Source organism: Prevotella koreensis (genome assembly GCF_003977605.1).
Classification (GTDB): Bacteria; Bacteroidota; Bacteroidia; order Bacteroidales; family Bacteroidaceae; genus Prevotella; species Prevotella koreensis.
On sequence record NZ_RYYU01000001.1, the window covers coordinates 2485492 to 2511474 of the forward strand.

Annotated in this window: 15 protein-coding genes, 2 tRNA genes and 3 rRNA genes; 11 read left to right on the plus strand and 9 right to left on the minus strand. The window is 45.4% G+C overall.

The features are described from left to right. Positions 1–31: 31 nt before the first annotated feature. The 7 genes from EHV08_RS10535 to EHV08_RS11485 all read right to left on the minus strand — a co-directional run bounded on the left by EHV08_RS10535 (position 32) and on the right by EHV08_RS11485 (position 12683). Positions 32–1669 carry a DUF4980 domain-containing protein gene (locus tag EHV08_RS10535; RefSeq protein ID WP_238988071.1) on the minus strand — a complete coding sequence of 546 codons (1638 nt, stop codon included), beginning with the start codon at positions 1667–1669 and terminating at the stop codon, positions 32–34. A 154-nt stretch (positions 1670–1823) separates the two neighbouring features. Further along, on the minus strand, positions 1824–2447 hold the full coding sequence (locus EHV08_RS10540; protein ID WP_126679231.1) for a DUF1573 domain-containing protein: 624 nt from the start codon (positions 2445–2447) through the stop codon (positions 1824–1826). Further along, positions 2434–4776 carry a LamG-like jellyroll fold domain-containing protein gene (locus EHV08_RS10545; protein ID WP_126679232.1) on the minus strand — a complete coding sequence of 781 codons (2343 nt, stop codon included), beginning with the start codon at positions 4774–4776 and terminating at the stop codon, positions 2434–2436. Before EHV08_RS10545 ends, EHV08_RS10540 begins: the two co-directional genes overlap by 14 nt. A gap of 84 nt (positions 4777–4860) precedes the next feature. Further along, entirely contained in the window at positions 4861–6045 is a 1185-nt protein-coding gene (locus EHV08_RS10550; RefSeq protein WP_126679233.1) for a DUF4960 domain-containing protein, read from the minus strand. Positions 6046–6078: 33 nt separating this feature from the next. Further along, a complete protein-coding gene (locus EHV08_RS10555; RefSeq protein WP_238988072.1) occupies positions 6079–7791 on the minus strand; it encodes a RagB/SusD family nutrient uptake outer membrane protein in 1713 nt (570 codons plus the stop codon). A gap of 30 nt (positions 7792–7821) precedes the next feature. After that, positions 7822–10896, minus strand: a complete 3075-nt coding sequence (locus EHV08_RS10560) for a SusC/RagA family TonB-linked outer membrane protein (RefSeq protein ID WP_238988073.1) — start codon at positions 10894–10896, stop codon at positions 7822–7824. Between the two features lie 170 nt (positions 10897–11066). Beyond that, a complete protein-coding gene (locus EHV08_RS11485) occupies positions 11067–12683 on the minus strand; it encodes an AraC family transcriptional regulator (RefSeq protein ID WP_158676082.1) in 1617 nt (538 codons plus the stop codon). Positions 12684–13593: 910 nt separating this feature from the next. Here EHV08_RS11485 and EHV08_RS10570 point away from each other — a divergent pair. From EHV08_RS10570 to rrf, 5 genes are all read left to right on the plus strand, one after another. Next, positions 13594–15124: ribosomal RNA gene (locus EHV08_RS10570) — 16S ribosomal RNA — on the plus strand. A gap of 145 nt (positions 15125–15269) precedes the next feature. Further along, a tRNA-Ile gene (locus EHV08_RS10575) sits at positions 15270–15343 on the plus strand. A 31-nt stretch (positions 15344–15374) separates the two neighbouring features. Then, positions 15375–15448 (plus strand) — tRNA-Ala (locus EHV08_RS10580). 224 nt (positions 15449–15672) lie between these two features. Continuing rightward, positions 15673–18578 (plus strand): 23S ribosomal RNA (locus EHV08_RS10585). 286 nt (positions 18579–18864) lie between these two features. Further along, positions 18865–18977 (plus strand): 5S ribosomal RNA (gene rrf / locus EHV08_RS10590). The 16S, 23S and 5S rRNA genes sit together here with 2 tRNA genes alongside, the layout of an rRNA operon. Positions 18978–19199: 222 nt before the next feature. Here rrf and EHV08_RS10595 read toward each other — a convergent pair. Further along, a complete protein-coding gene (locus EHV08_RS10595; protein WP_126679234.1) occupies positions 19200–19745 on the minus strand; it encodes a hypothetical protein in 546 nt (181 codons plus the stop codon). After that, entirely contained in the window at positions 19736–20290 is a 555-nt protein-coding gene (locus EHV08_RS10600; protein WP_126679235.1) for a hypothetical protein, read from the minus strand. Before EHV08_RS10600 ends, EHV08_RS10595 begins: the two co-directional genes overlap by 10 nt. Positions 20291–20501: 211 nt before the next feature. Here EHV08_RS10600 and EHV08_RS10605 point away from each other — a divergent pair, with 211 nt between their 5' ends. The 6 genes from EHV08_RS10605 to EHV08_RS10630 all read left to right on the plus strand — a co-directional run bounded on the left by EHV08_RS10605 (position 20502) and on the right by EHV08_RS10630 (position 25835). Beyond that, complete coding sequence (locus EHV08_RS10605) at positions 20502–21665, plus strand: sensor histidine kinase (RefSeq protein ID WP_126679236.1); 1164 nt, start codon at positions 20502–20504, stop codon at positions 21663–21665. A 245-nt stretch (positions 21666–21910) separates the two neighbouring features. Then, positions 21911–22270, plus strand: coding sequence for a BlaI/MecI/CopY family transcriptional regulator (locus EHV08_RS10610; protein WP_126679237.1), 360 nt, complete (start codon positions 21911–21913; stop codon positions 22268–22270). A gap of 1 nt (position 22271) precedes the next feature. Further along, entirely contained in the window at positions 22272–23711 is a 1440-nt protein-coding gene (locus EHV08_RS10615) for a M56 family metallopeptidase (protein ID WP_126679238.1), read from the plus strand. A 378-nt stretch (positions 23712–24089) separates the two neighbouring features. Next, on the plus strand, positions 24090–24611 hold the full coding sequence (locus EHV08_RS10620; RefSeq protein WP_126679239.1) for a YceD family protein: 522 nt from the start codon (positions 24090–24092) through the stop codon (positions 24609–24611). 21 nt (positions 24612–24632) lie between these two features. Beyond that, on the plus strand, positions 24633–24821 hold the full coding sequence (gene rpmF / locus EHV08_RS10625) for a 50S ribosomal protein L32 (protein WP_126679240.1): 189 nt from the start codon (positions 24633–24635) through the stop codon (positions 24819–24821). A 3-nt stretch (positions 24822–24824) separates the two neighbouring features. Further along, entirely contained in the window at positions 24825–25835 is a 1011-nt protein-coding gene (locus EHV08_RS10630) for a beta-ketoacyl-ACP synthase III (protein ID WP_126679241.1), read from the plus strand. Positions 25836–25983 lie beyond the last annotated feature (148 nt).

The window sequence follows — 25983 nt, forward strand, 5'->3', positions numbered from 1 at the left end:
TTTTTGTTTTTTGTCATTTTTTTATATTATGTTATTCCGAGATTTGATAGATGGTTGCCTTGCCACCTTTTATCTTTATATTATTATAAGGTTCTGATGGGAACACCAAGTTTGTCATAGACATTTTGCCTTCAGCATCGAATGCTTCGATAGAGCAACGGTCAATGAAAATACGTAGTTGCTTCATCTGTCCGAAGATTGGTGCCACCGTAACAGCAGGGAAATTCTCGTTGAAAGTGGTGTCACCGCTCTTTGTACGATCCATGGTGAAGGTCTCTTTTGCTTTGTCATATACAAAAGTAACCTGTTCGCCTCTCGCGTTCGACAGAACAATTTCTGTCTGCCCCTTAACATCTACAACTATCTCGCAAGCTTCTGTGGGCTTTTTCACCTTAGCACCACGAAGAGCAAGCATCTCCTCTGAGGGTATAACACTGACGTAACTCTCATTGTTATAGTTGAATAATCTCAAGTCGCGAGGTATCGAATTGGCAGAACGGAACTGTTCTGTGGGTACTTTGTTACCATATTGCCAGTTTGACATCCATGCCAATACTACATGGCGATTGTCCGGGGCATTGTGGAATGAAACTGTAGCGTAATGGTCTTTACCATAATCAAGCCATTTCATTACCTTAGGCATTGATTCACAAGTGAACTTGTGTCCATCAAAGTCTCCCACGAAATACTGTGTGGCAGAACCTCCGAAAAGACCACCAGGGTTGATGTTGCATATGAGCACCCACTTATTGTCAATCTTAAACAAATCAGGACACTCCCAAACACCACCATGAGCTCCATATTCCTGACCGAACTCTGACTCATACTGCCAATCTTTAAGATCCGTAGAAGAGAAAATCTGCATCTCCTGACCTACGGCGATAAGCATTATCCAGCGTTTTGTATCCTCATGCCAAAACACTTTAGGGTCGCGGAAATCGGGCTTGTCGCTCGTGATTATCGGATTGCCGTCATACTTGGTAAACGTTTGTCCGCCGTCCTTAGATATTGCCATCGATTGCGTCTGGTGTCGTCCGGCAGTAGTATAGAAAGCGATGACATCATCGCCATGTATGATGCACGAACCGGAGAAAATTGCTCCCAGACCATCTGCTTCGATGGCAAGAGGCTCTGCATTCCAATGAATCAAGTCGCGCGAGGTAGAATGTCCCCATGTCATGTTCTCCCATTGTGAACCGTAAGGATTTAACTGAAAATACAAGTGCCACACACCATCTTTATAGAACATGCCATTAGGGTCATTCATCCACCCATACTGCGGAGTGTGGTGATAGATAGGACGGAAATGCTCACGATTTGTCGTGTCAAACTCATCAGCATTCTTAATAGTCTTCCAGCAGACAAAGTCTTTCATAACACCCACCTGTCTGCGCTCGCCATGAAAGACGATATCAAGAAGCATCGGGTGTCCGGTGTTGAGTTTTGAAAGATCCAATGGTACGTAACTATCCACTTTGTCAACTGCTAAACGAACATTCAGGCGTTTCACCACCTCATTATGATTGTCCAGCACTGCTATCTCTGCATTTTCTTCGCTCTCATGGACGGGCAACAAAAGATATGTTTTGTCAGACGATATGCGTAGCATGGCGTGATTTTCGCCCAATATCATTGGCTGATGCTGTGCTTTGGCAAAAACGAAAGTCATTGCTAATAAAAACGTGATTAAAAATCTGTTAAACATAATTGCTTGTTTTTTAGTTATTAAATTTTCTGTGGCAAAATTAATGGAAAGTACGCATTTTGATTGCTAATTTTGTTTCAAAGGTTAACATATTTCGTTCTTTGAAACAATTCTACCATTATTTTATGAGAACATCCAGCAGAATGGATACTTCCGTTCCATCTACGATGATAGGATAGGCGATGTGTTGAATACCCTTCTTTTTGTCGGCATCAACTGTGAAATGTATTGGGATACGCTCTTGTGAGTTGTTTTTGTTTTTATGCAATACTACTACGTTGCGCTCTTTCGTTTCACCGACCCGCATTACACCCAAATCGAAACGGTCTGTGGAGAGACGCAGGTTGTCATTGATGTGTACGGGAAACTGCCGCATGAGAGTTTCTTCGCCGGTGATGCACCGACCGGTCAAGGCGAACTGAATATGGTGTGGTTTCTTGCCTTGTTTTTTCCTCATTTCGCTTCCATATAGAAGTGTGCCCACCTCCTCGAAATCTCCACCCTTGCCACGCGGATTAAAATGCAGCGTGACGGCAGTGCTGTCGCCAGGAGAGATGTTGGCATCCTTATCAAAAACTATTGTGGTGCAAACACACGACGTGTAACCCTGCAACAACACAACCGACTCATCTCCGGCATTGCGCAGCCAAAATGTTCGTTCCTGTGCCCCATCAGTTTCTTGAATTGTGCCGAGAGAAATGGTAGCTATGCCTATCACGGCAAGCGAATCAACGAACAACATACTTCCTTCCGTTTTTAATGTACATACCTTTTTTTATTTGTGCTTTGATGATGTGTCTGCCTTGAAGGTCGTAGATGCTAAAAATATCGTTTGAAGATAGGTTGAAGTCGGGGTGATTTATACCGCTTGTTTTTCGTTTTGCATCTAATGTCCAGGCACTCACCTTTACCTGTGTAGAAGTTTCGGCAAACACCTCTGCATCGATAGCAGTGGCATCAGTAGGGAAGAGTCTTACGCTGAAAGCCCATTCCTCGCCAACGAAGATGTCAATGATAGAACCGTCGATATATACATGCAGTTTCAATGTCTCGCCCACAGAAACTTTCTTCGGTAGAGATACCGTCCACAGACCATCATCGTTTTTCAAGCGATTCAATGTGGTGTAGTCCAGTTTCAGAGTGCCCGTTGAAGCATCATAACTCAACTGCGCCTGCTTGTCGTCGTGCTTTAGGAAATTAAAACCGCAAATGCCATTACCCACGGTAAACTCGCCCTTTATCTCTATCTGCCTGCCACTGACGGGATAAAGTTTTTCTGTTCCAATCAGTGTGAAGTTCTTTTCCACAGCAATTTCAGTGCGCATGGCTGTGAGTCCGCTAAAAGGTTTTTGCACCAGTTTGCCATCGGCAGAAAGGTTGATTTCGCGTGGTAGAGAGAAGGTGTGAGCCCAACCCATTTGGGCATTCTGTTCGGCAGAAACCTTGTCGGGGACGATGCCCAAGAGTAGCGTTTTACCTTCTTTCTGACAGATTGTGGGCGATAGTAAACCATAACCATTCTTACTGATTCCACCCATTTCAAAGTACTGCACATTACTGATACCACCATCCGGTGTGAACTTTCCGTCCTTTCCTATTGTTCCCACCCAGCAGAGTGTACGCGTGCCGGAGCTAAGTCCTAATGGGGTGCAGGTGAAGAGCCATTTAGTGGGTTTACCTTCTTCGGGGGTAGTGAGAGGAGTAAGGTTAGGCATTTCCCAAAAAGTACCATATATCGAAGAATTGGTGGACTGGAAGAATATGGAGCCATCGTTGGTCCATGTGCCATTTTTAAGTTGGTGTAAGGTACATGCGCCGAGTCCGTCTTTGCTGGTACCAACTATGACGAACTTCTGGCCATTTGCCTCGAAATAGTAGGGGTCGCGAAAATCATCGCTTAGTCCTGGAGAACGTCCGTCGATGACGACCTTCTTGTCTGTCCACTCCACGAGCGTTGCGTCCTTGGCCTTCACCTGTGCAATGCGTGCCTTCGCATTATCCACGGCAGTATAAATAATGTATGGTGTACCACCATCCTCATAAACACAACCACTCCAGCAACCTTTCATGTCGAACTTTTCACTGGGATATATGGCAATAGGTTCTTCCTGCCAATCATACAGATTGTCAGAAGAATAGTGTCCCCAGTGGAGTCGCGACATATATGGGCCGTTGGGGTTCTTTTGTGAAAAAACATGGTAGCGACCGTTTGAGTAAATCATACCGTGAGATTCGTTAGTCCACGAACCGCCGGGCATGCAGTGATACTGTGGTCGCCAGAGAGCATGATAGGTGTCGTTTTCATAGCGCGATTGCGGAAAAGCAAGACCGGCAATCGTTGGTGTGAAAGGCGATGGCGTGGTAATGCTGTTATAGATGGCTATGTCGTCAATGGCTCCGCAGAAAGTATTAATAAGAAACGGGCCGTACTTTTTTTCTGTGGCATCCTTACCAATCCAGAAGTGGTTTTCAGAATGATTCAGAGCACATTTGTTGACTTTCTTCGAACCTATATTATTTCCGTTAAGATAAAGTGTCACAGCATTACCATCTTTGTCGAACACCATAGATAATTGGTTCCACTTTCCACGAGGAAGTTTTTCGTTGCCATCTACAACAATCATATAGCCGGAGCCATAAGCCACCCCGACGACAAGACGCAAATCGCCCTGTGACGATAGTTGCAGTGCAAAGCCCTTTTTTGCTGTTTCATCGAGATTTCCGCATATAGTGGCAAACGTTGGGGTAGTTTCTGCTATATCTGTCTGCATCATCGGATAGGATTCGGCGGCAAGCATTATGCTCAATGTCAGTGACTCGGTGCTTAAAGCCGAAGTGGGTAGTGCTGCCTTCACATAATTACTATATCCATCGAATCGCAGTGCCTCGCCATCAAGACCTGTCACTGTGCATGGTGGCAACTGCGAGTTGACAAGATAACTGTCGTTGGTTACTTTCTCAACTATGTTACCATTGTTGAGTGACATGTCGAAATGTGCTACAACATTCTGCCCAAAGGCTTCAATACATATTGTTGCCAATGCGAACAGTATATAATTTTTTAGATTCATGATTAGGAAAGTTTTATTTGTCAATGTTTCAAAGAAACTGTCTGACAAAAGCAATTTGCCAGACAGTTCGATACATTTATCCCATTATTTCAGATAGTTAATACAGTTGGAAGTGAACTTTTCCAGTTCTGCTTGCTTATCATTCTCTCTTCCAATGTTCCACTCATAAGAAGCAAGGCCTACGGCAAGAATGCGTCCGGCAAAGGTGGTGGTTGGAGCAAAATCTATAATACCTGCGCAACAATAGTCCACAACATGGTTCCATGTGCCAAGTACGGTTGAGTTGGTGAGTTCCTCCCATGCCTTTACAACATTAGGATTGGGTGCCAGTCCGTAGGCATTCAAATCCCACATACAGTTATGGTCGCCCTTTACACCGGCACCTTCAAAGCAGTATATTCCGGCATAGAGACTTGGTTCATAAGTCATACCACTATATATTTCGTGGTCTCTGTGGTCGTATATCTGTCCTTCAACGTTTCCAATGATGGGATGTACACCCCAGATGTCCGGATTCTCGCCTCCCGCCCCATCACCGAAGATGCCGGGGGCATAGCCGGAATCAATACGACCGAGAGCAACGGTGAGTTGTGTGGCATGGTTGGTGAGGAAGAGATTACCACCATCGTGACAGAATGCTTTCAGTGCCTCGATGGTCGCAGTATTGGCCAGGTCTCCGGGCAGCTTTTCCCATCCGCGACCAATGCCAATACGGTCGCACATCACCCAGCATACTGACTCTTCTTCGATGTCAAGGTCGTCGATTGTAGCCGGAGTGAGGATGATGCCCTTGCCCTTGTTCACATAGTTTTTCGTGAACCAATCGGCGGCATCCTTTTCGTCTACAGATCCGGTAGCATAGTCGTTTGGCAGAAGCATGGCAAACTTAGAATCGCCTTTTTTTACTTCGTAGGCGATGTTGAAACGCACGGTCTGACCCTCAGAAACTCGTCCGTCGCTGTAGCGAGCTTTCACCGTATAACTGACATCAACGTTAGTAGGGGCCTTTTTTATGAAGTAACTGTTCACAACCTCGTCTAATTGAATGACATCAATATTGTCTTTGATAATCTGAATGCCGGTCTGACCCTGTATGGTGGGATTGTCCCAGCGAAGAGTTACCTGACGATGCCCCTGCGTGTACTCGGCTATGAGATTTTTTACGGGTTCACTATAGTTTGCCGGTTCATACTCTATTTCCGAACATGCTGCAAAAAAGATAGAGAGGATGCTGAATACAACTATGCTTTTATATGATTTTATATTCATAAGTTTTGATTTTCTTTTATGTATTTTTCTAAATTATTGCTTGTACAATCCGTTAGAGTTTTCAATCTGCGAGATAGGTATTGGCAGATAGATTTCGTCATTGGTAAGGCTGGCACCGGCGTAGTAGGAACGCAGCGTTGCCTCTTCCTGCATGTATTTATTGACGGTGGTGACCGCAGTACCCCAGCGCACAAGGTCGAACCAGCGCTGGCCCTCCATTGCAAGTTCCAGTCGGCGCTCCATACGTACTGCCATGCGAGCGCGTTCTTTGGTCCAGTAGAGATTGCCATCCCAGTCGGTGGGATAAAGACCAATGTTATAATTGGCTGTAAATGGGTCGAGGTCAATAGGTCTGTAGTTGCTGTCAATGCTGCGAGCGGCTTTCTTACGAATGCTGTTCACTATGTCGCGAGCCTCTCTTAACCGACCATCAATGTCAATTTCTGGTTGTGCGTTATTGCCCGCAGCCAGTTCGACCAATGCCTCCGCCTTGAGCAGCAGGATGTCGGCATAGCGGATAAGAATGAAGTTAAGACCGCTGGCTCCCCATGGGAAGCCCTCTACCATGTCGGGGCTAGATGGGTCGATGAGGCCTTTCTTGCCCGAGTACTCGCCATAGGTGTTATAGTCGCGACACCAGCCACGAGTATAGATATGGCCTCGGAAAGGCTGACCGATTCGACCTACTGTAAGATCGAGGCGGGGATCGACAGAACCTGCGTAGTCGCTGGTGACACGAACATTGTTAAAAGTTCCATCGAGATAGGGCAGACCATTAGCATCTGTGCGGAAAGCATTGACCAAATTCTGCGAACCCAGAAAGAAGTCGTCGCCCGAACCGAAAAGGTTGCCATCAGAGCGAGTGGTGTTGAGCAGGTTGCAGAAGTTTACGTGCATATTGTTGTTGGCTGTTGAGAACTGCACGGCCATGATGCTCTCTTTCTTGTTGTCGAACTCCAGTTTCGACATGTCAGCAAAATTGTCGTAGAGCTCGTATTTGCCACTCTGAATAACCACGTTAGCCCATTTTTCAACTTCGCTCCATGAGGATGTCTGAGCATTAACTTTTACCAACAACGCTGCAGCTACATATTTCGTGAAACGACCGGGTTGCTCTTGCGTTTCGTGCATTGTGTTAAAGGCACTTTCAAGGTCGGCCTTGATAGCAGCATAGATTTCGTCTTTGCTCATATTGCCAGTAGGAATTTTCTTCGGATCATCATTCTCTGTGAAGTAGAGAATGCTCTTAAAAATGCGGTTCAAATCGAAATAGAACCAAGCGCGTAGGGTTTTCAGTTCGCCCAGTAGTGCTTCCTTATCATTCACATTAGAGGCCTCGTTGATTGCACGCATGGCTTTGTGAACACGGGCAATGCCGAGATAGTTGTTCTCCCATTTATTCAGACATGTGGCATTGTCGCTGGTGATGTTCTGAATCTCCAACTGATGAATGTTGGCTTCCATCGAAACTCCCTCTCCGCCTTTGTAGGCATCGTCAGAACGAACGTCGAACACCCAATTGGTAATAGGGCCGGCAAAGGCTGCATTGTTATTGTCAAAGAAGTGGGCCTCGAGACCTTGATAGGCAGAAGACATCAAACCTTTGATGCTCTCATCGGTTAGTTGCTCGGAGGTGAACTCACCTTGAGGGGCTAGGTCGAGCATGTCGGTGCAACTTGTGGTTGTTGCGACAGAGGCGCAACCCATACAAAATACAATGAATGCTTTATATATCTTGGTATTCATGACTAATTTATTTATTTTGTTTACTGTAACTTAAAACGTTAAATTCAGACCCAGTGTGAAGGTTCTGGCGCGTGGATAAAGACCGCTATCGACACGTGCGCCATATCCACCGAGAATAACCTCGGGGTCAAGTCCCTTATAGGAGGTGATAGTAAAAATGTTTTCCACTTGTCCAAAGACGCTGATGTTTGAGGCATATAGTTTGCTTGCGATGTTCTTAGGCAACTGATAGGCAAGTTTCAGGTACTTCAATTTCAGATAGGAACCGTCTTCAACAAAATAGTTAGACATACGAGTCTCGTTGTTGTTGTCCACCATAGTCAGGGCGGGAATTGTTGCGCCGGTGTTGGTAGGGCTCCATGCATTCAGGATGTCAGCGCCGTGGTTGGTGCTTGAGCCACCGCCATAGTGCATGAATTCGAGCTGGCGACGCGTGGTGTTGTAGATGTCGAAACCAAATTCTCCTGAGAAGAATGCCGAGAGTGTGAAGTCGCGGTAGTGCAGATCAAGGTTAAAGCCCATCGCAAAGTCCGGATTCGGGTCACCGATGATGCAGCGGTCCTGTTCGTTTACCACACCATTGCCATCAATGTCGCGGAAGATGAGGCGACCAACACCTTTACCCTGCTGCTGTGCGTGGTTAGACACCTGGTCTTCATTCTGGAATATTCCATCGCAGATGTAGCCATAGTAGATGCCCATGGGTTGACCCACCATCAGACGATAGTCGCCACCCTGAGAGGTCACTACATCGTTGAACTTAACCAATTTGTTCTTATACTGCGAGAGATTCAGCGTACCATTCCACGAGAAATCGCTATACTGCGGTGAATTGTAAGTCATTGTGAGTTCCCAACCGTTGTTCTTCATCTCGCCGGTGTTCATCCACATGGCTGCACCCTCGCCTTCCACTGATAGTGTTGGCGGAATAGTGAGCATGTCCTTGGTATTCTTCCAGAAATAGTCGAACGAAAGACTGAGTGCACCATCGAAGAGTTGTGCATCGAGTCCGAGATTGGTCTGAGTGGTTGTTTCCCATTTTAAGTTGCGGTTGCCACTACTAGCAGCCACGATGCCGGGAACTACACTGTTGTTTGTGCCATTGAGATCGTAAGAGCCGTGGTTCAGATTGTAGACATAGCGGGTGTAGTAAGCATAGTTGTCGCTGATGGCAGAGTTTCCATTCTGTCCCCAAGCGGCACGAATTTTCAAATCACGAACCAACTTGTTCTTTGGCCAGAACTTTTCTTCGCTGGCACGCCAAGCAGCAGAAAAGGCTGGGAAGATGCCGGAGTTGTGTTCCTTATACAGACGCGAGGTCTGGTCACGGCGCAATGTTGCAGAGAGCAGATAGCGGTCAGCATAGTTATAATCCACCTTGCCGAAAAGAGAGAACAAAGCCCACTCTCCTTTACCACCACCAATGGTTTGTTCGCCACCGCCAACACCAATCTGCATGTAGTCTGCGTCCTCAAAAGCATAGTCTCGGTTAACACCGTTCAGGTCTTCATAACGATATTTGATAAACTCTGAGCCAAGCAATATGTTCAGATGGTGCAAACCCTTGAAGGTAGGCATGTAGTTGGCAGTATTAGTCCATGTATATGTGTCGCCCTGGCCATAGTCACGCGAAACGCTGTTCATGTCTGAAGGCTGAATACGACGTACCAGGTTTTTGTTAAAGAACTGCGTGTGCTCAATACCAAGGTTTGACTTCAATGTCAGGCCGTCAATAGGCTTGATATCGATGTAGGCATTGCCGAAGATGCGCCACGACTCGTTGGAGTTGTCACGTCTATTGTATAGTTCATGTACGGGATTAGCAATGTCTGAGCCGCTAAGTTGCATAGGGTTAGTCCAAATACCATCGATGTTTTTCACAGGGATTGCGGGATGTTGACGCATGGCAGTGTAGGGAATGCCACGGTCGTTTCCGGTGCCGAAGCCACGTTCGTTCCACTGCCCAATCATTAAGTTTTCTCCCACACTGAATATATTATTTATATTATATGTGGTATTGATACGAGCGGTGTATCGGCGATAGAACGTATAATTCATCAATCCGTTTTGGTTGATATAGTTTCCTGAGAGCATGTAAGAGCCTTTGTCGGTGCTGTTGCTGACAGAGGCCGAGAGATTATTGGTCCAAGCAGATGAGAATACCTCGTCCTGCCAGTTTGTATTGCCCGCGCGCACCTTGCCCGCAGCATCCAGATTAGTGACAAGTTGCGGGGTTTCACCATTGCCATAGAAGGGATGAGAGGGCTGGAGTCCGGCATTCTTGTTTGCAATCCAATAAGCCTGTCCCCATTGCTGGGCATCAAGTACTTTATACTGTTTGGCAATGGTGTTGAGCGATGCGGTGTAGTTCACATTTACGGTTACTTTGTCGCCCTTACCTTTCTTTGTAGTAATGATAATCACACCATTGGCGGCACGGCTACCATAAATTGAGGCCGAAGATGCATCTTTCAGCACTTGTATCGACTCTATATCGGCAGCGTTAAGCGAGTTGAGGTTTTCGGTGGTTGCTACACCGTCAATAACGAAGAGAGGAGATGCACCGTTGACCGTACTCATACCACGCACGCGAATGCTGGCACCGCCACCACCTGGGGCAGCATCGGTCACGATGTTAACACCTGGCAGTTTGCCCTGCATAGAGTTCAGCATGTTGGGATTGCTTTCACTCTTGGCACCTTTCATGTTCATCACCGCCACAGCACCGGTCAGGTCGGCCTTGCGTTGCATTTGATAACCTGTGACCACCACCTCGCTAAGTTCCTTGGCATTATCGATCAGAGTGATGTTCATGCCCGATGTAGCCGGTAGTTCCTGTGATTCAAATCCGATGAAAGAAACTACAATTCTCGCACCGGGTGAGGTTTTTAGATTGAAGTTACCATCGATGTCGGAGGTGGTACCATTAGATGTGCCTTTCTCCATGATGGATGCTCCGATGATAGGTTCGCCTGTGTTGTCGATAATCTTACCACTTGTCTCTGTCTGCGCAATAGCAATTGTGGTGCTTGCCAGAATTAAGAACAGTGACAACATCAGTCGGCGTGTCAAGCTCAGAACTGAAAATGTTTTCTGTTTTTCCATTTGCGAATGATTTTTTTTGTTAGCAATTTTAGATTCATTTTATCTTTGTGTCGCAAAAGTACTGCTATAACATATCCTAAGAATAAAAAAATCGTTCATCCCATGCAAAATATGTTGCAATGAAATATTTTTGCAGTGGAATGAACGATAATTATTACAATATATATATATTAATTTCCTTTTTTCAGGTCTTCATTATCCATCTTTTTTACATCGCCAGGAACTATTCCATATTCCTCTTTGAAGCATTTAGTAAAATAACCTGGGGCTGTGAATCCAACAGAATAGGCCACTTCTGACACGTTCTTGTCTGTGGTAAGGAGGAACTGGTATGCGCGAGCAAGACGGGCACTGCGCAATAGTTCTACTGGAGATAAACCTGTGATCGCCTTTATCTTTCGATATAGTTGTACACGACTAAGGTTCATGTCGGAAGCCAAGTCGTCAACACTTGTTTCGCTGTTGTTGAGGCGCGTTTCCACAACTTCGCGAAACCGAGAGAGGAACATTCCACCGCCGGCATCTCCCGAAGGAAGTGGAGTAGAGGTTGTCTTGTCGTCCTTCTCTCCTTCAGAAAGATTATCAGAACTCTTCTCTATTTTTGAGAGATTAAAAGTCTGCTGCGGTTCGGTTCCTTCCATATTCCATAGCGTATTTACCATACGTTCGCGCTGCATGCTGATTTTGCGAAGATAATATAGATAGAAAAGGACGAATACCACCAACAATAAGAAGATGGTGCTGAGAGAGAGCCAGTTGACAAGACGCTGTGTGCCAAGTTCATGCAAATAACTGTCTGCCTTGTCGTGCAACCTGTCCAGTTGGTCAATTTGTCGCATAATCTCTCCCCCCTGCATCTGCAACACCTTAGCATTGTCACGAGTTACGATTGCCGACATCATCATAGTTTCCTTCTTGTAAGGCTTCCCCTCCAGAATACTCATGGCGAGATTGATAATTTGGTCGCCATGTGTGGGATAGATATATGAGGCATCGAGTAATCCATTCCGTACTAATTGAATACCGCCATCTTTACCCGGTAAACCATCAATGCCACAAAAAAGAATTTCATTCTTGGCCTCCTCTTGTGGGTGGAAGGCCTGTATTGCCCGACGTGCTCCCATTGCAGAGCGGTCGTTTGCCCCAAAAACAAGATCTATACTTAAATTTTTGTTTTTTGATAGCCATTGGCGAGTGATCTCGTAAGCTTCCGGCTCGGTCCAGTTGCCTTGCAACGAACCAACAACCTTTATGCCTGATGCCTTGCTGATAGCATCCATAAAGCCTTTATGCCGTTCTATCGCAGGCGATGACCCTTTCAATCCCATAATCTCCAACACATTTCCTTTGCCTCCCAGACGTGAAACAATGTACTCGCCCATCAACTTACCCATCTCATAGTTGTCGGCACTAATAAAGGCCGTGTATTTCTGCGAACTGGTCTTTCGTTCGAACACTATAATTGGGATACCCTTGTCGTAGGCACGGTCAATGGCGGGTGAAATAGTTTGCACCTGATTAGGAGCAACAACCAGCAAGTCTATTCCACTATCTACAAGACTGTCAATCTGTTGCACTTGTCTTTTATCGCTATCATAAGCAACCGTAAACTTCAAATCCACATTGTCGTGAAAATAGGTTTCCATCTTCATCTCAGCATTCTGTTTGTTACGCCAGATGTCCTCAGAACACTGTGACACTCCAATCGTATAGTGTGCAACAGGTTTATTGCAAGCCATGAATAATGTTACGGTGGCAATAATTATACTTGTATAAAGTATTTTCATTCTTTGTATCATATCTGCTACAACTTTATAACAGTAGGTGAAATTACCCACACACCTTAATTTTTCTAAGAAGATTTTTTATGAATCATAAATGTTGCAGTTAGATTCGAAAAGATTATGCAACTCTATCACGAACCTATTTTAATTCAATAATCCATATTTCAAGTTCTATAGCAAAGTTACATAAAAACAATGACTCTTGTGCATACTATTTGAAGATTTTAAGTTTTATTTAGAGTATGGGCTTCTGTTTATTATGAGGGCGTTTGTTCTGTACCTAATAAGTTCTGTATGTTTAGACTTTTGTGAATTTTTCAATTTGTAGAAAATTGCATTTTATAGCTTTCTTGTAAAATATTAATTTTAAATCAATATTCCGACATCTTATGAGCAATATAAGAATTTTTTCTTTAGCTGTCACGCGCGTACATATATATTATAATAGAATGAATTAAGAGCATAATTTTTGGTCGTTTTCTTTTTCTAATTGATATTGCTTCAATTTTGAATCCAATGCGTTTTTTGGGGTCGACTACTCGTAAAAAAGTGCTTGATTGTAAATTAAAAAGAAAAGTTTGAGAAATTTTTAGAAAATGTTTTGGAAATGTTTGGAGGGTATTTGGAATTGTTGTACTTTTGCATTCGCTTCGCTTCTAAAAATAGATGCTTAGCATATAAATAAAGAGTTCTTTGATAGATTTCAATAAGACAGAGAAGTAGTACAAGAAGCGAGGTTATGATTTTTCATGACCTTTGGTAAATAGGAATGCCGTCGTATGCTTTTGTCATTTCGATGGTGTCCATGAACCGTCAATTAAATTGTACCGGATATTGTACATTCTTGAGACAGACATTATTATTATGGCACATTGTTTATTTTGTGTCATTAATTATTATAATCAGACATTTTACAATGGAGAGTTTGATCCTGGCTCAGGATGAACGCTAGCTACAGGCTTAACACATGCAAGTCGAGGGGCATCATGCGGATTGCTTGCGATCCGTGATGGCGACCGGCGCACGGGTGAGTAACGCGTATCCAACCTTCCCGCTGCAGGGGGATAACCCGGTGAAAGCCGGACTAATACCCCATAATCCCCGTTGACGGCATCCGATTCGGGGCAAAGTTTTTTTCGGCAGCGGATGGGGATGCGTCCGATTAGTTTGTTGGTGAGGTAACGGCTCACCAAGGCTTTGATCGGTAGGGGTTCTGAGAGGAAGGCCCCCCACATTGGGACTGAGACACGGCCCAAACTCCTACGGGAGGCAGCAGTGAGGAATATTGGTCAATGGGCGCAAGCCTGAACCAGCCAAGTAGCGTGGAGGATGACTGCCCTATGGGTTGTAAACTCCTTTTATGCGGGGATAAAATGTTTCACGTGTGAGATATTGCAGGTACCGCATGAATAAGGACCGGCTAATTCCGTGCCAGCAGCCGCGGTAATACGGAAGGTCCTGGCGTTATCCGGATTTATTGGGTTTAAAGGGAGCGCAGACTGCTTGTCAAGCGTGCAGTGAAACGCCGTGGCCCAACCACGGTCCTGCTGCGCGAACTGGCTTGCTTGAGTGGGCCGTAGGTACGCGGAATTCGTGGTGTAGCGGTGAAATGCTTAGATATCACGAGGAACTCCGATTGCGAAGGCAGCGTACCATATCCCAACTGACGTTTATGCTCGAAGGTGCGGGTATCGAACAGGATTAGATACCCTGGTAGTCCGCACAGTAAACCATGGATGCTCGCTGTCGGCGATAAATTGCCGGTGGCCTAGCGAAAGCGTTAAGCATCCCACCTGGGGAGTACGCCGGCAACGGTGAAACTCAAAGGAATTGACGGGGGCCCGCACAAGCGGAGGAACATGTGGTTTAATTCGATGATACGCGAGGAACCTTACCCGGGCTTGAATTGCAGAGGAAAGATCCAGAGATGGTGATGCCCTTCGGGGTCTCTGTGAAGGTGCTGCATGGTTGTCGTCAGCTCGTGCCGTGAGGTGTCGGCTTAAGTGCCATAACGAGCGCAACCCCTCTGCGTAGTTGCCATCGGGTGATGCCGGGCACTCTGCGCACACTGCCACCGCAAGGTGTGAGGAAGGTGGGGATGACGTCAAATCAGCACGGCCCTTACGTCCGGGGCTACACACGTGTTACAATGGCAGGTACAGCGAGTCGGGAGCATGCAAATGTTCTCCAATCCCCAAAACCTGCCTCAGTTCGGACTGGGGTCTGCAACCCGACCCCACGAAGCTGGATTCGCTAGTAATCGCGCATCAGCCATGGCGCGGTGAATACGTTCCCGGGCCTTGTACACACCGCCCGTCAAGCCATGAAAGCCGGGGGCGCCTGAAGTCCGTGACCGCGAGGGTCGGCCTAGGGCGAGACCGGTGATTGGGGCTAAGTCGTAACAAGGTAGCCGTACCGGAAGGTGCGGCTGGAACACCTCCTTTCTGGAGAGGATGTCGATATTCGAGGTATATTTTACTGTATCGGTTTATGTATTTCTATTTCCTTAGCGCTTCCTTGTACCGCTTTTCTTCTCTGTCTTTTTCGATAGGGGATATGCGTTGTTCCGTTATTCGGTTTGATGCACGGAGTCCCATAGCTCAGTTGGTTAGAGCGCCACACTGATAATGTGGAGGCCGGCAGTTCAAGTCTGCCTGGGACTACCCGGGGAAGTCGGCATACCACCTTATTTATGGGGGATTAGCTCAGCTGGCTAGAGCACCTGCTTTGCAAGCAGGGGGTCAACGGTTCGAATCCGTTATTCTCCACTTATGCCGTTTATTCGGCGATGATCTTTGACATATTGGTACACAAGCAAGACAGTGAATGATTCGGCAATGCCGTGTTTTTCTTTTTTTTTAGAGGATCTGCATGTCATTCCGTATCCGTCTTTCCCCCGTCTTTTTTGGCGGTCGGGTAAACAAAAGACGATTTCACTTTTGACAGCTGAAAGTATGAGCTGCTCGGAACTTATGTTCCGTGTATTGCGAATCAGAAAGTAGAAAAGGGCGCATGGCGGATGCCTAGGCTCACGGAGGCGATGAAGGACGTGATAAGCTGCGATAAGCTGCGGTAAGGAGCAAATATCCCTTGACCCGCAGATTTCCGAATGGGACAACCCACCGGTCTGAAGGTCCGGTATCCCTGACATATTGGTCATGGAGGCAAACGGAGGGAACTGAAACATCTTAGTACCTCCAGGAAGAGAAAATAACTAATGATTCCCCCAGTAGTGGCGAGCGACCGGGGAAGAGCCCAAACCGTTCATGTGGCAACGCATGTTCGGGGTTGTAGGACCGCGCTGTCGTATCTCAATTGTGAGGAGAAGCATCTGGAAAGTTGCTCCACAGACGGTGACAGGCCGGTATCCGAAGCGAGCGAGAGCGTAGCGGTATCCTGAGTAACGCGGGACACGTGAAATCCTGCGCGAATCCGCCGGGACCATCCGGTAAGGCTAAATACTCCCGTGAGACCGATAGTGAACGAGTACCGTGAGGGAAAGGTGAAAAGCACTCCTATTAGGAGAGTGAAATAGTCCCTGAAACCATGCGCCTACAAGCGGTCGGAGCACAAATGTTGTGTGACGGCGTGCCTTTTGCATAATGAACCTACGAGTTGCCGTCACCGGCGAGGTTAAGCCTCATCGAGAGGTGTATCCGCAGTGAAAGCGAGCCTGAAGAGGGCGCATAGTCGGTGTTGGCAGACGCGAAACCAAGTGATCTACGCATGCCCAGGGTGAAGTCCCGGTAACACGGGATGGAGGCCCCAACCAATAAGCGTTGAAAAGCTTCTGGATGAGGTGTGCGTAGGAGTGAAAGGCCAATCAAACTTGGAGATAGCTCGTACTCCCCGAAAGGCATTTAGGTGCCGCGTGCCGTTTACCGCATGAGAGGTAGAGCGACCGATAGGATGCGAGGGCTTCACCGCCTATCAAGTCCTGACGAACTCCGAATGCTCATGCGCCGTTGCGGTGCAGTAAGGGCGCGGGTGCTAAGGTCCGTGCCCGAGAGGAGAAGAATCCGGACCGCCGTCTAAGGTCCCGAAATTCTGCCTGAGTTAGTCTAACGAAGTGTGGTCCCGGTGACAGCCAGGATGTTGGCTTGGAAGCAGCCATTCATTCAAAGAGTGCGTAACAGCTCACTGGTCGAGGGTCCGCGCATGGATAATAATCGGGTATAAGGCAGATACCGAAGACGCGGGATAGTAAATAATAAAAGTATCGGTAGGGGAGCATTCCATGTGCGTAGAATGCAGAGAGACGATTTCTGCTGGAGCGTTTGGAAAAGCAAATGTAGGTATAAGTAACGATTAGGGGGGCGAGAATCCCCCCCGCCGCAAGACCAAGGTTTCCCGGGCAATGCTTGTCATCCCGGGGTCAGTCGGGTCCTAAGTCTCAGCCGAACGGCGATGGCGATGGCATAAACGGTTAATATTCCGTTACTGCCCTGTTGAGCGATGCGCTGACGGAGAAGTGACACCACCGCGTGCTGACGGAATAGCACGTTGAAGGGCAAAGGTGTTGACGGATGCAGGTAAGTCCGTATCCGGAGCCGAAGCCCGATAGTACGGAACGCCCTTCGGGGCAATCCGATAGTGTGGGTAATCAAACTCCCGAGAAAATGCGCTAAGCATCATCTTCAGGGTACCCGTACCGCAAACCGACACAGGTAGTCGGGTAGAGCATACTAAGGCGTTGAGATATTCATGGTTAAGGAACTAGGCAAACTGACCCCGTAACTTCGGGATAAGGGGTCCTCATAGAAATATGAGGCGCAGAGAATAGGTCCAGGCAACTGTTTAACAAAAACACAGGGCTGTGCCAACTCGTAAGATGATGTATACAGCCTGACACCTGCCCGGTGCCGGAAGGTTAAGAGGAGATGTCAGCCTTTTTTGGTGAAGCATTGAATTGAAGCCCCGGTAAACGGCGGCCGTAACTATAACGGTCCTAAGGTAGCGAAATTCCTTGTCGGGTAAGTTCCGACCTGCACGAATGGTGTAATGATCCGGACGCTGTCTCAATCATGAATTCAGTGAAATTGTAGTATCGGTGAAGATGCCGATTACCCGCGATGGGACGAAAAGACCCCGTGAACCTTTACTGTAGCTTAGCATTGACCTTGGTCATCCGATGTGTAGGATAGGCCGGAGGCTTTGAATCATACACGCCAGTGTGTGTGGAGCCATCCTTGAAATACGGCCCTTTGGCTGTCTGAGGTCTAACGCGTGATGCGCGGACACTGCTTGGCGGGCAGTTTGACTGGGGTGGTCGCCTCCAAAAGCGTAACGGAGGCTTCCAAAGGTGCCCTCTGGCCGATTGGTAACCGGCCTTACAGAGTGCAATGGCATAAGGGCGCTTGACTGGGAGGGGGACACCCCGAGCAGGCAGGAAACTGGGGCATAGTGATCCGGTGCAAGTGTATGGAAACTGCATCGCTCAAAGGATAAAAGGTACTCCGGGGATAACAGGCTGATCCCCCCCAAGAGCTCATATCGACGGGGTGGTTTGGCACCTCGATGTCGGCTCGTCACATCCTGGGGCTGGAGAAGGTCCCAAGGGTTGGGCTGTTCGCCCATTAAAGTGGCACGCGAGCTGGGTTCAGAACGTCGTGAGACAGTTCGGTCTCTATCTATCGTGGGCGTAGGAGTCTTGAGTGGATCTGGCACTAGTACGAGAGGACCGTGCTGGACAGACCTCCGGTCTGCCGGTTGTGGCGCCAGCCGCACCGCCGGGTATCCGCGTCTGGAACGGATAAGCGCTGAAAGCATCTAAGTGCGAAGCCGTCCGCGAGATTAGGACTCCCTGAGGGTCGTCATAGACGATGACGTTGATAGGAGGCAGGTGTAAAGGCGGTGACGCCAAAGCCGAGCCTTACTAATTGCCCGAGACTTTCGTTTCGTATGAGAGTTCTATTTTCAGGTGTGTGATTAATATTTATATGTTATCATATGTATTGTATATATATTATTGATGTGTATTTTATATATGTTATTTATATGTATTTTATATATATAATTTATATATTTATTATTCTCACAAACAGTCAAAAATTGTGATAATGACTATCATTTACTCTTGCTTGTGCCCATTTGTCGTTATACGTCGCGGCTTTGTAAATTAGTGTTGATGAAATATGGATTATTCATCAGATTATTTTCAATGTTCGTGTTCGCAACGAAATGTTTAGGCGGCTATTGCTGCGGGGTTCCACCTCTTCCCATTCCGAACAGAGAAGTTAAGCCCGCCTGCGCCGATGGTACTGCAATGCAATGCGGGAGAGTAGGTCGCCGCCCTCTTTAAATTGAAGTGTCCCTTTGACCGTAAATGGTCGGAGGGACACTTTGTTGTTTTGGCGCAGAAGAAAGATTTTGAGGAGATAGAGAAGAATGTATGTATTGATATATAGGTAAAATAATAGGGAAGAACGTATGTAATAACATAAGGGTATCTGGACATTTTGCAGATGGATGTTTAGTAGTGTAATCTGATCTTTGACATATTTTAGATTATACTACCGGTTATGCTAACAACTTTTTTAGTTCGTTGAATTTATCCGGATGAGATATTTCATCCCAATAGAATATAATCCTTTGGTGTGAATGGAAATCGTTATCACATCCAATTGGGTATACAATTATTTGGTATTTATCACAAAGAACAAGTACATTTGCTTTCTGAAGGTTGGCATACGAAGCACCTTGAATAAATGTTTCTTCTATCTGAACTTCATTTTCCATCCAGTATTTTTCTTCTATGACAACTCTGGCTTTCTTTAAACCTGTTCCAAATGGATGTAACGAAACATTAGTCCTGCCTCTTTTGGAGAACTCTCCATGTCCAAGATGAAGAGTTACTTGATTAAGAATCTCGCCATTCTCTTCAGTCCATCCCATAGAATTTAATAATGGAATAACTTGATATTTATGAACAGCAGACTCTTTCTCTGAATAATCAATATTTTGAGGTGCTTCATGAGCCATTAACTCTGGTAATAAACTAATATCAAAGTCCTTTTTCTTTAGAATTCTTTTTAACTGTTTATAATCCTCTGCATTTAGTGCCAACCACTTCCACCTTGAAATTGCTTATGGACTAACTTATGATTTTTAAAGTAAGTATCATTGCGCAATTCTTCTAAAGATATAGGCGGAATTTCTTGCTTGTTGCCAATGTATGTATTGCTGTAATATAAGAAGAAGGGGTCAATGACACCGGCTTCTTGCGCTCTCCATACAGAGTTAATAGACTTAACCGGAGATTTCTCGTAAAATACGAGAACATCTCCTTTTTTTGTTTCAGAATTACCTTGCCAAAATCCTCGTGTCATATTTCGCTCTCCCTCTCGGTACGTTCCCACAAGAAACCATGCCTGTAATGGTCTTGGTAGTTGTTGACATGAAGCAGTTTCTGTTTCCATTTCTTCTTTTATTAGTTTAATCTCATAATCGTAAAGGAATGCACACATTTCGGCATGAGTCAATTTGTTTTCATTCGCGAATTCGCATAAGATGTTGCATAATTTAACATAATACATACATCTGTCAAAGTATTTTGTTCTAGGAGGTACTTCGGGCAGTTCTATATCATATTTACTGGCAATCTTCTTCAAATATATAAATTGCATAACAAAGAAGTTCTTTATAACGATTCCATTGAATTTTGATATTTTTTCATGATTGTAGAGTTAAAGAGTCTAACAGTAAATGCAATATTACTAATAAATTTTGTAAAACTTCTGCTTTGGTTTATAAAAGTTTAGTTTTATATTGCTCTTCTGTTTGTGTAGTACAATATAATTATGTATTGTTCGTTTTTTATATATGCAATTAACTGATAGGATTCGGCAGGTCAAGATATTTCTTGTTGTTGCTGCTATAATTATAGCGGTGGTCAGTTTGTTGGTATCTCGTTATTTGGTTCAGGATTTGGCTTCCGAAGAACGGAATAAGATGGAGGTATGGGCAGAAGCGATGAGGGCTTTGAACAAAGCAGATGAAAACACAGATATGAATTTGGTGTTGAAAGTCATAGATGAGAACAATACTATCCCCGTTGTAGTTCTCGACAGTGATGGTCAAGCCCAAATATTCAGAAATCTTAAAGTTAAAGGAAAGACCTATAACGATACCCTCGCTTATGTTACAGAGCAGGGTCTTCTCATGAAAAAAGCCGGTCGCAGCATACGCATCGGTCTTGATGAAATTTCAGATAGCGACTATATTGAAGTATGCTATGATGAGAGCACAATGTTGCGGCGACTTAATGTCTATCCGTTTTGGGTTCTTGGTCTTGTTATGCTTTTTGTTGTCATAGCCATATTCGCCCTTCTCACATCGAAGAAAGCCGAACAGAATAAGGTATGGGTAGGTTTGAGCAAGGAGACTGCGCACCAGTTGGGCACACCGATAAGCAGTTTGATGGCATGGACGGAGATATTGAAAGAAACATATCCGGACGATGCTTTGATACCGGAGATGGAACAAGACGTAAAGCGTTTACAACTAATTGCCGAGCGTTTCTCAAAAATAGGTTCATTACCCGAGCCGGTGCCTTCAAGTCTTCTTGAGGTAATGACACATGTTGTGGATTATATGGACCGGCGCACTTCCAACAAAGTTGTCATGGTCAGTCGTTTCCCGGAGCAAGACATAATCGTTAAAATCAATTCCTCATTATTCGAGTGGGTAATTGAAAACCTATGCAAGAATGCGGTTGATGCGATGGAAGGTTCCGGAACGATTACACTTTTCATGGAAGAGGTTAAAGACAAGGTGATAATCGAAATCAGTGACACAGGTAAAGGCATATCAAGAAAGAACATGAAAAATGTTTTCAAGCCCGGTTTCACTACCAAAAAACGAGGTTGGGGACTTGGCTTATCGCTTGCCAAGCGCATTGTTGAGGAATATCATAAAGGCAAAATTTATGTCTTCAACAGCGAGATAGGCAAAGGAACCACATTCCGTATAGAACTCAAAAAATAAGAAGTAGGTGTTCAAAAAATAAACTTATATACAGTTTGTAATTTTGAATACCTACTTCTTTTTTTATGTTAACAAAAACCATATAACTAATTATTTTAGTTAAAAATTTGCCCATATCGTCACATTTAACTAATAATTTTAGTTATGTGACGATTTTTTTATTTACTTTGCGATATGAATATAAATATTATTCAATCATACTAACTGAAAGAATGTGGAAAAAAACCTTGATAAATAGAAAAGATATGAGACAATTGACAAATAAGGAAGAAGAAATAATGAACCATTTATGGGAGAAAGGCTCGATGAAAATATCAGATTTGCAGACGCTCTATAACGAGCCAAAGCCTCACGTAAACACGCTCAGCACTTTAGTAAAGATACTCGAAGAAAAGGGTTTCGTTGCTCATCGTGCCATTACCGCCCGCAGTTATGTTTATTTTGCCAAAATCACAAAGGCAGAATACAGCAAGGGGACGCTGAACAATGTCGTGGATAAATTCTTCGGTAAAAACTATATTAACGCTGTTAACACTCTCGTGAAAGATGAGAAGATAAGTGTCGATGATTTGAAAGAACTAATAAGAATGGTAGAAAAAGGATAGTATGGCAACACTTTTCATTTACTCAATAAAGGTCAGTCTGTGCATGGTGACATTCTATTTTGCGTATAAGATGTTGCTCAGCCGTGACACATTCCATCGCTTCAACCGCATTGCAATCCTCACCTCCTTGCTGTTGTCGATGCTACTGCCATTGATAAAGATAAACACCGAGACGCAGATTGGAATAGCCAAGGGGTTGATTGTCATCGAGCAGGCCGTAGTTACGGGTGCTGTTGGCGATGATGAGAGCATGGGTCTTTCGCCGGTTCAGTGGGGATTCATGGTCTATTTGCTTGGAGTAGTACTGTTTCTGGCAAGAGAGGTAGTGTCGCTCGTCAGACTTGGCAAACTTATGAGGAGAGGCCGGATGGTCGGTTCGTCGGCATTGCAGCATGACGGAATGCCACTGAATGATTTCGATAAAGTAATTGATAAGTCACGTATTATTGTCGTTGACGATGACATCTCTCCATTCTCTTGGTTCAGAAACATCGTTATGGGTTCTAAAGATTTTCACGACAATCCGCGCGAGATAATAAACCATGAGTTGGCACATGTGCGTTTGGGACATTCATGGGACGTGGCATTCTGCAATTTCATCCTTGTCTTTCAGTGGTTCAATCCCGCTGCATGGCTTTTGAAACAAGAACTGCAGAACATTCATGAGTATGAAGCCGACGAGGCCGTAATAAAAAGAGGTATCGATGCCAAGCAGTATCAGATGCTGCTTATAAAGAAGTCCGTAGGAGAACATCTTTTCTCTATGGCAAACAATTTAAATCATAATTCATTAAAAAAACGTATTACTATGATGAAAAAAACAAGAACAAATCCTTGGCAGCGCGCGAAAGCCCTTGCCGTGCTGCCCATTGCAACCGTTGCGATAGTTGCATTTGCCAGCCCTAAAGTTGAACAAGCCATGAATAGGGCAGAAGTTGAAAGCGAGGGAATGATAAGAATGGGGAAAGACAAGGTTGCCACCATAACCTCGCTGCAGAGTGGGGAGCAGGCTGTCGATGCCCGGCAGGCGGACATAATGCCCGGTGCTGAACAAAGGAAAGACAGTGTACCGGAAAAAGCATACGAGGTGGTGGAGACCATGCCTACTTTCCCCGGAGGGATAGAAGGAATGATTGATTTCCTTTCAAAAAATATCAAATACCCTGATATTGCCGAAAAAAACAATATTGAAGGTCGCGTTATTGTGGCGTTTGTTGTCAACAAGACGGGCGAAGTGGAAGACCCTGTCGTTGTGAGGTGCGTCTCGCCCGAATTAGATCGCGAAGCACTGCGTGTTGTTCGTGCAATGCCCAAGTGGACTCCGGGAATGCATAAAGGCAAGCCGGTCAATGTAAAATACACTATTCCCATCTCATTCAAACTTACTGAAGATAAAGGTGGTGAAGAAGCAAATCCGGAGGCAGCATCTAAAGCCATGTAGAAAAAAGGCCAAGAAAGACGTTGCCGTTTTACAACTAAGTAACTGCTCGTAAGTAGGTATTCAAAATCAGCCAAATATAGGTTTGGTTTTGAATACCAACTTATTATACTCACGGTTTGTGATTTGGGCGAATTTGCCGACCAATTTGGGCGAGATTGGTTTGCAAATTCGCCCAAATTGCTGACCAAATTCGCCCAAATTGATTTGCCGGAATACGCAATATGCCCATTGTCAGACCTAATACGGTTAAAGGTTTCACGCTCAACGATAAAAAATGAGTAAAAAAGTAAAAAAACAATGATAAAGGTTTCTAAATGAAAAAATATTTGTACCTTTGCACCCCGAAGTATGCCCATAAAGAGGCATGCCGCAACGTAAATGAATGGCTTAGAGTCTCTTAGAATTGACTTAAAGAGTCTGCAAGAAGGTTTGAGCGTCTTCGAGAACGACCTTGACAGCGCGTTTTTCGAGGCTTTGGGCGGTCAGGAAGTGAATGGCGGTCGTTTGCATGTGTCGCTGTCTATACGCAAGGCGAGCGGCTTTTTCGACCTTACTTCACGCATTGAAGGTTCAGTTGTCGTTGCGTGCGACCTGTGCTTGGAAGAAATGGTTCTGCCCATAGAGACAGAAAACCATATCATAGTGAAGTACGGTAGCGAAGATACGATGGAAGACGATGTCGTGACTGTTGCAGAGGACGAAGGAATACTCGACATGTCGTGGCTCGTTTATGAGTTTATCACGTTGGCAATACCCATCAGACATGTGCATGCACCCGGCAAGTGCAACCCTGTCATGGCAAAAGTTCTGGAAGAACTGTCATCTGACCGAAGCAGTGATGAGGAGTCCGGCGGCGCGATGGATTCCCGTTGGAGCGAATTGTTGAAATTAAAAGATTAAACATTAAAATATTAAAAGATTATGGCACATCCTAAAAGAAGGCAGTCGAAGACTCGCACACTTAAAAGAAGAACTCATGACAAGGCAGTGGCTCCTACATTGGCAAAATGCGCTAATTGCGGCTCTTACCACATCTATCACACCGTATGCCCATCTTGTGGCTACTACCGTGGCAAGATAGCGATTGTTATGGACGAAACTGTTGAATAAAAAATGGGAAAGATAAACGCAGTAATCACCGGTGTGGGCGGCTATGTTCCCGACTATGTCCTCAACAATGAGGAACTGTCGAGAATGGTTGACACCAACGACGAGTGGATTATATCGCGTGTCGGTATCAAGGAACGTCGCATCCTCAACGAGGAAGGACTTGGAACGAGTTACATGGCTCGCAAGGCTGCGAAGCAGTTGTTGCAGAAAACGGGTGTTGACCCCGATTCAATCGATGCCTTGATACTTACCACTTCTACAGCCGACTATAAATTCCCATCCACGGCTTCTATCGTGCTTGGGAAACTTGGACTGAAGAATGCCTTTGCGTACGACTTATGGGCAGCATGTTGCGGTTTCATCTATACACTTGATACCGCGGCGATGATGATACAGAGTGGTCGCCACAAGAAAATCATTGTGATAGGAGCCGACAAAATGTCGTCGGTTATCGATTACAAAGACAGACAAACCTGCGCCCTCTTCGGCGACGGAGCGGCCGCAGTACTTCTTGAAGCAACGGAGGAAGAGAACATCGGAGTGCTCGACTCTCACTTCCGTACCGATGGCAAAGGTTTGCCATTCCTTCATCTCAAAGCCGGCGGCTCGGTTTGTCCTCCGAACCATTTCACGGTGGATCATCGTCTGCACTACCTCTATCAGGAGGGTCGCACGGTATTCCGTTATGCAGTGACCAATATGAGTGACGACTGCGCCTTGATAGCCGAGCGCAACGGTCTGGATAAAGATAATATCCGCTTCGTTGTGCCACATCAGGCAAATATACGCATCATAGAGGCCGTTGCAAAACGTCTCGAAATGCCTATGGAGAAGGTAATGGTAAATATCGAGCATTTCGGTAACACCAGTGCCGCCACAATTCCATTGGCACTCTGGGAATATGAGAACCGGTTGAAGAAGGGCGACAATCTCATTCTTACAGCCTTCGGAGCAGGGTTCGTACACGGCGCAGTTTACTACAAGTGGGCATACGACAGTCCGGCGACAAAGTAAAAATGAAAAAATGCGGGCTTCGTGAAAACATATAAATAGTCTGCAAGGCATGATAAATTGCTGAATGGGGCACGTTTTTTCATATCACATGCCGCATCAACGATTAGGATTATACCCCCAATGAAAGACGCATCCTATTAAATAATTT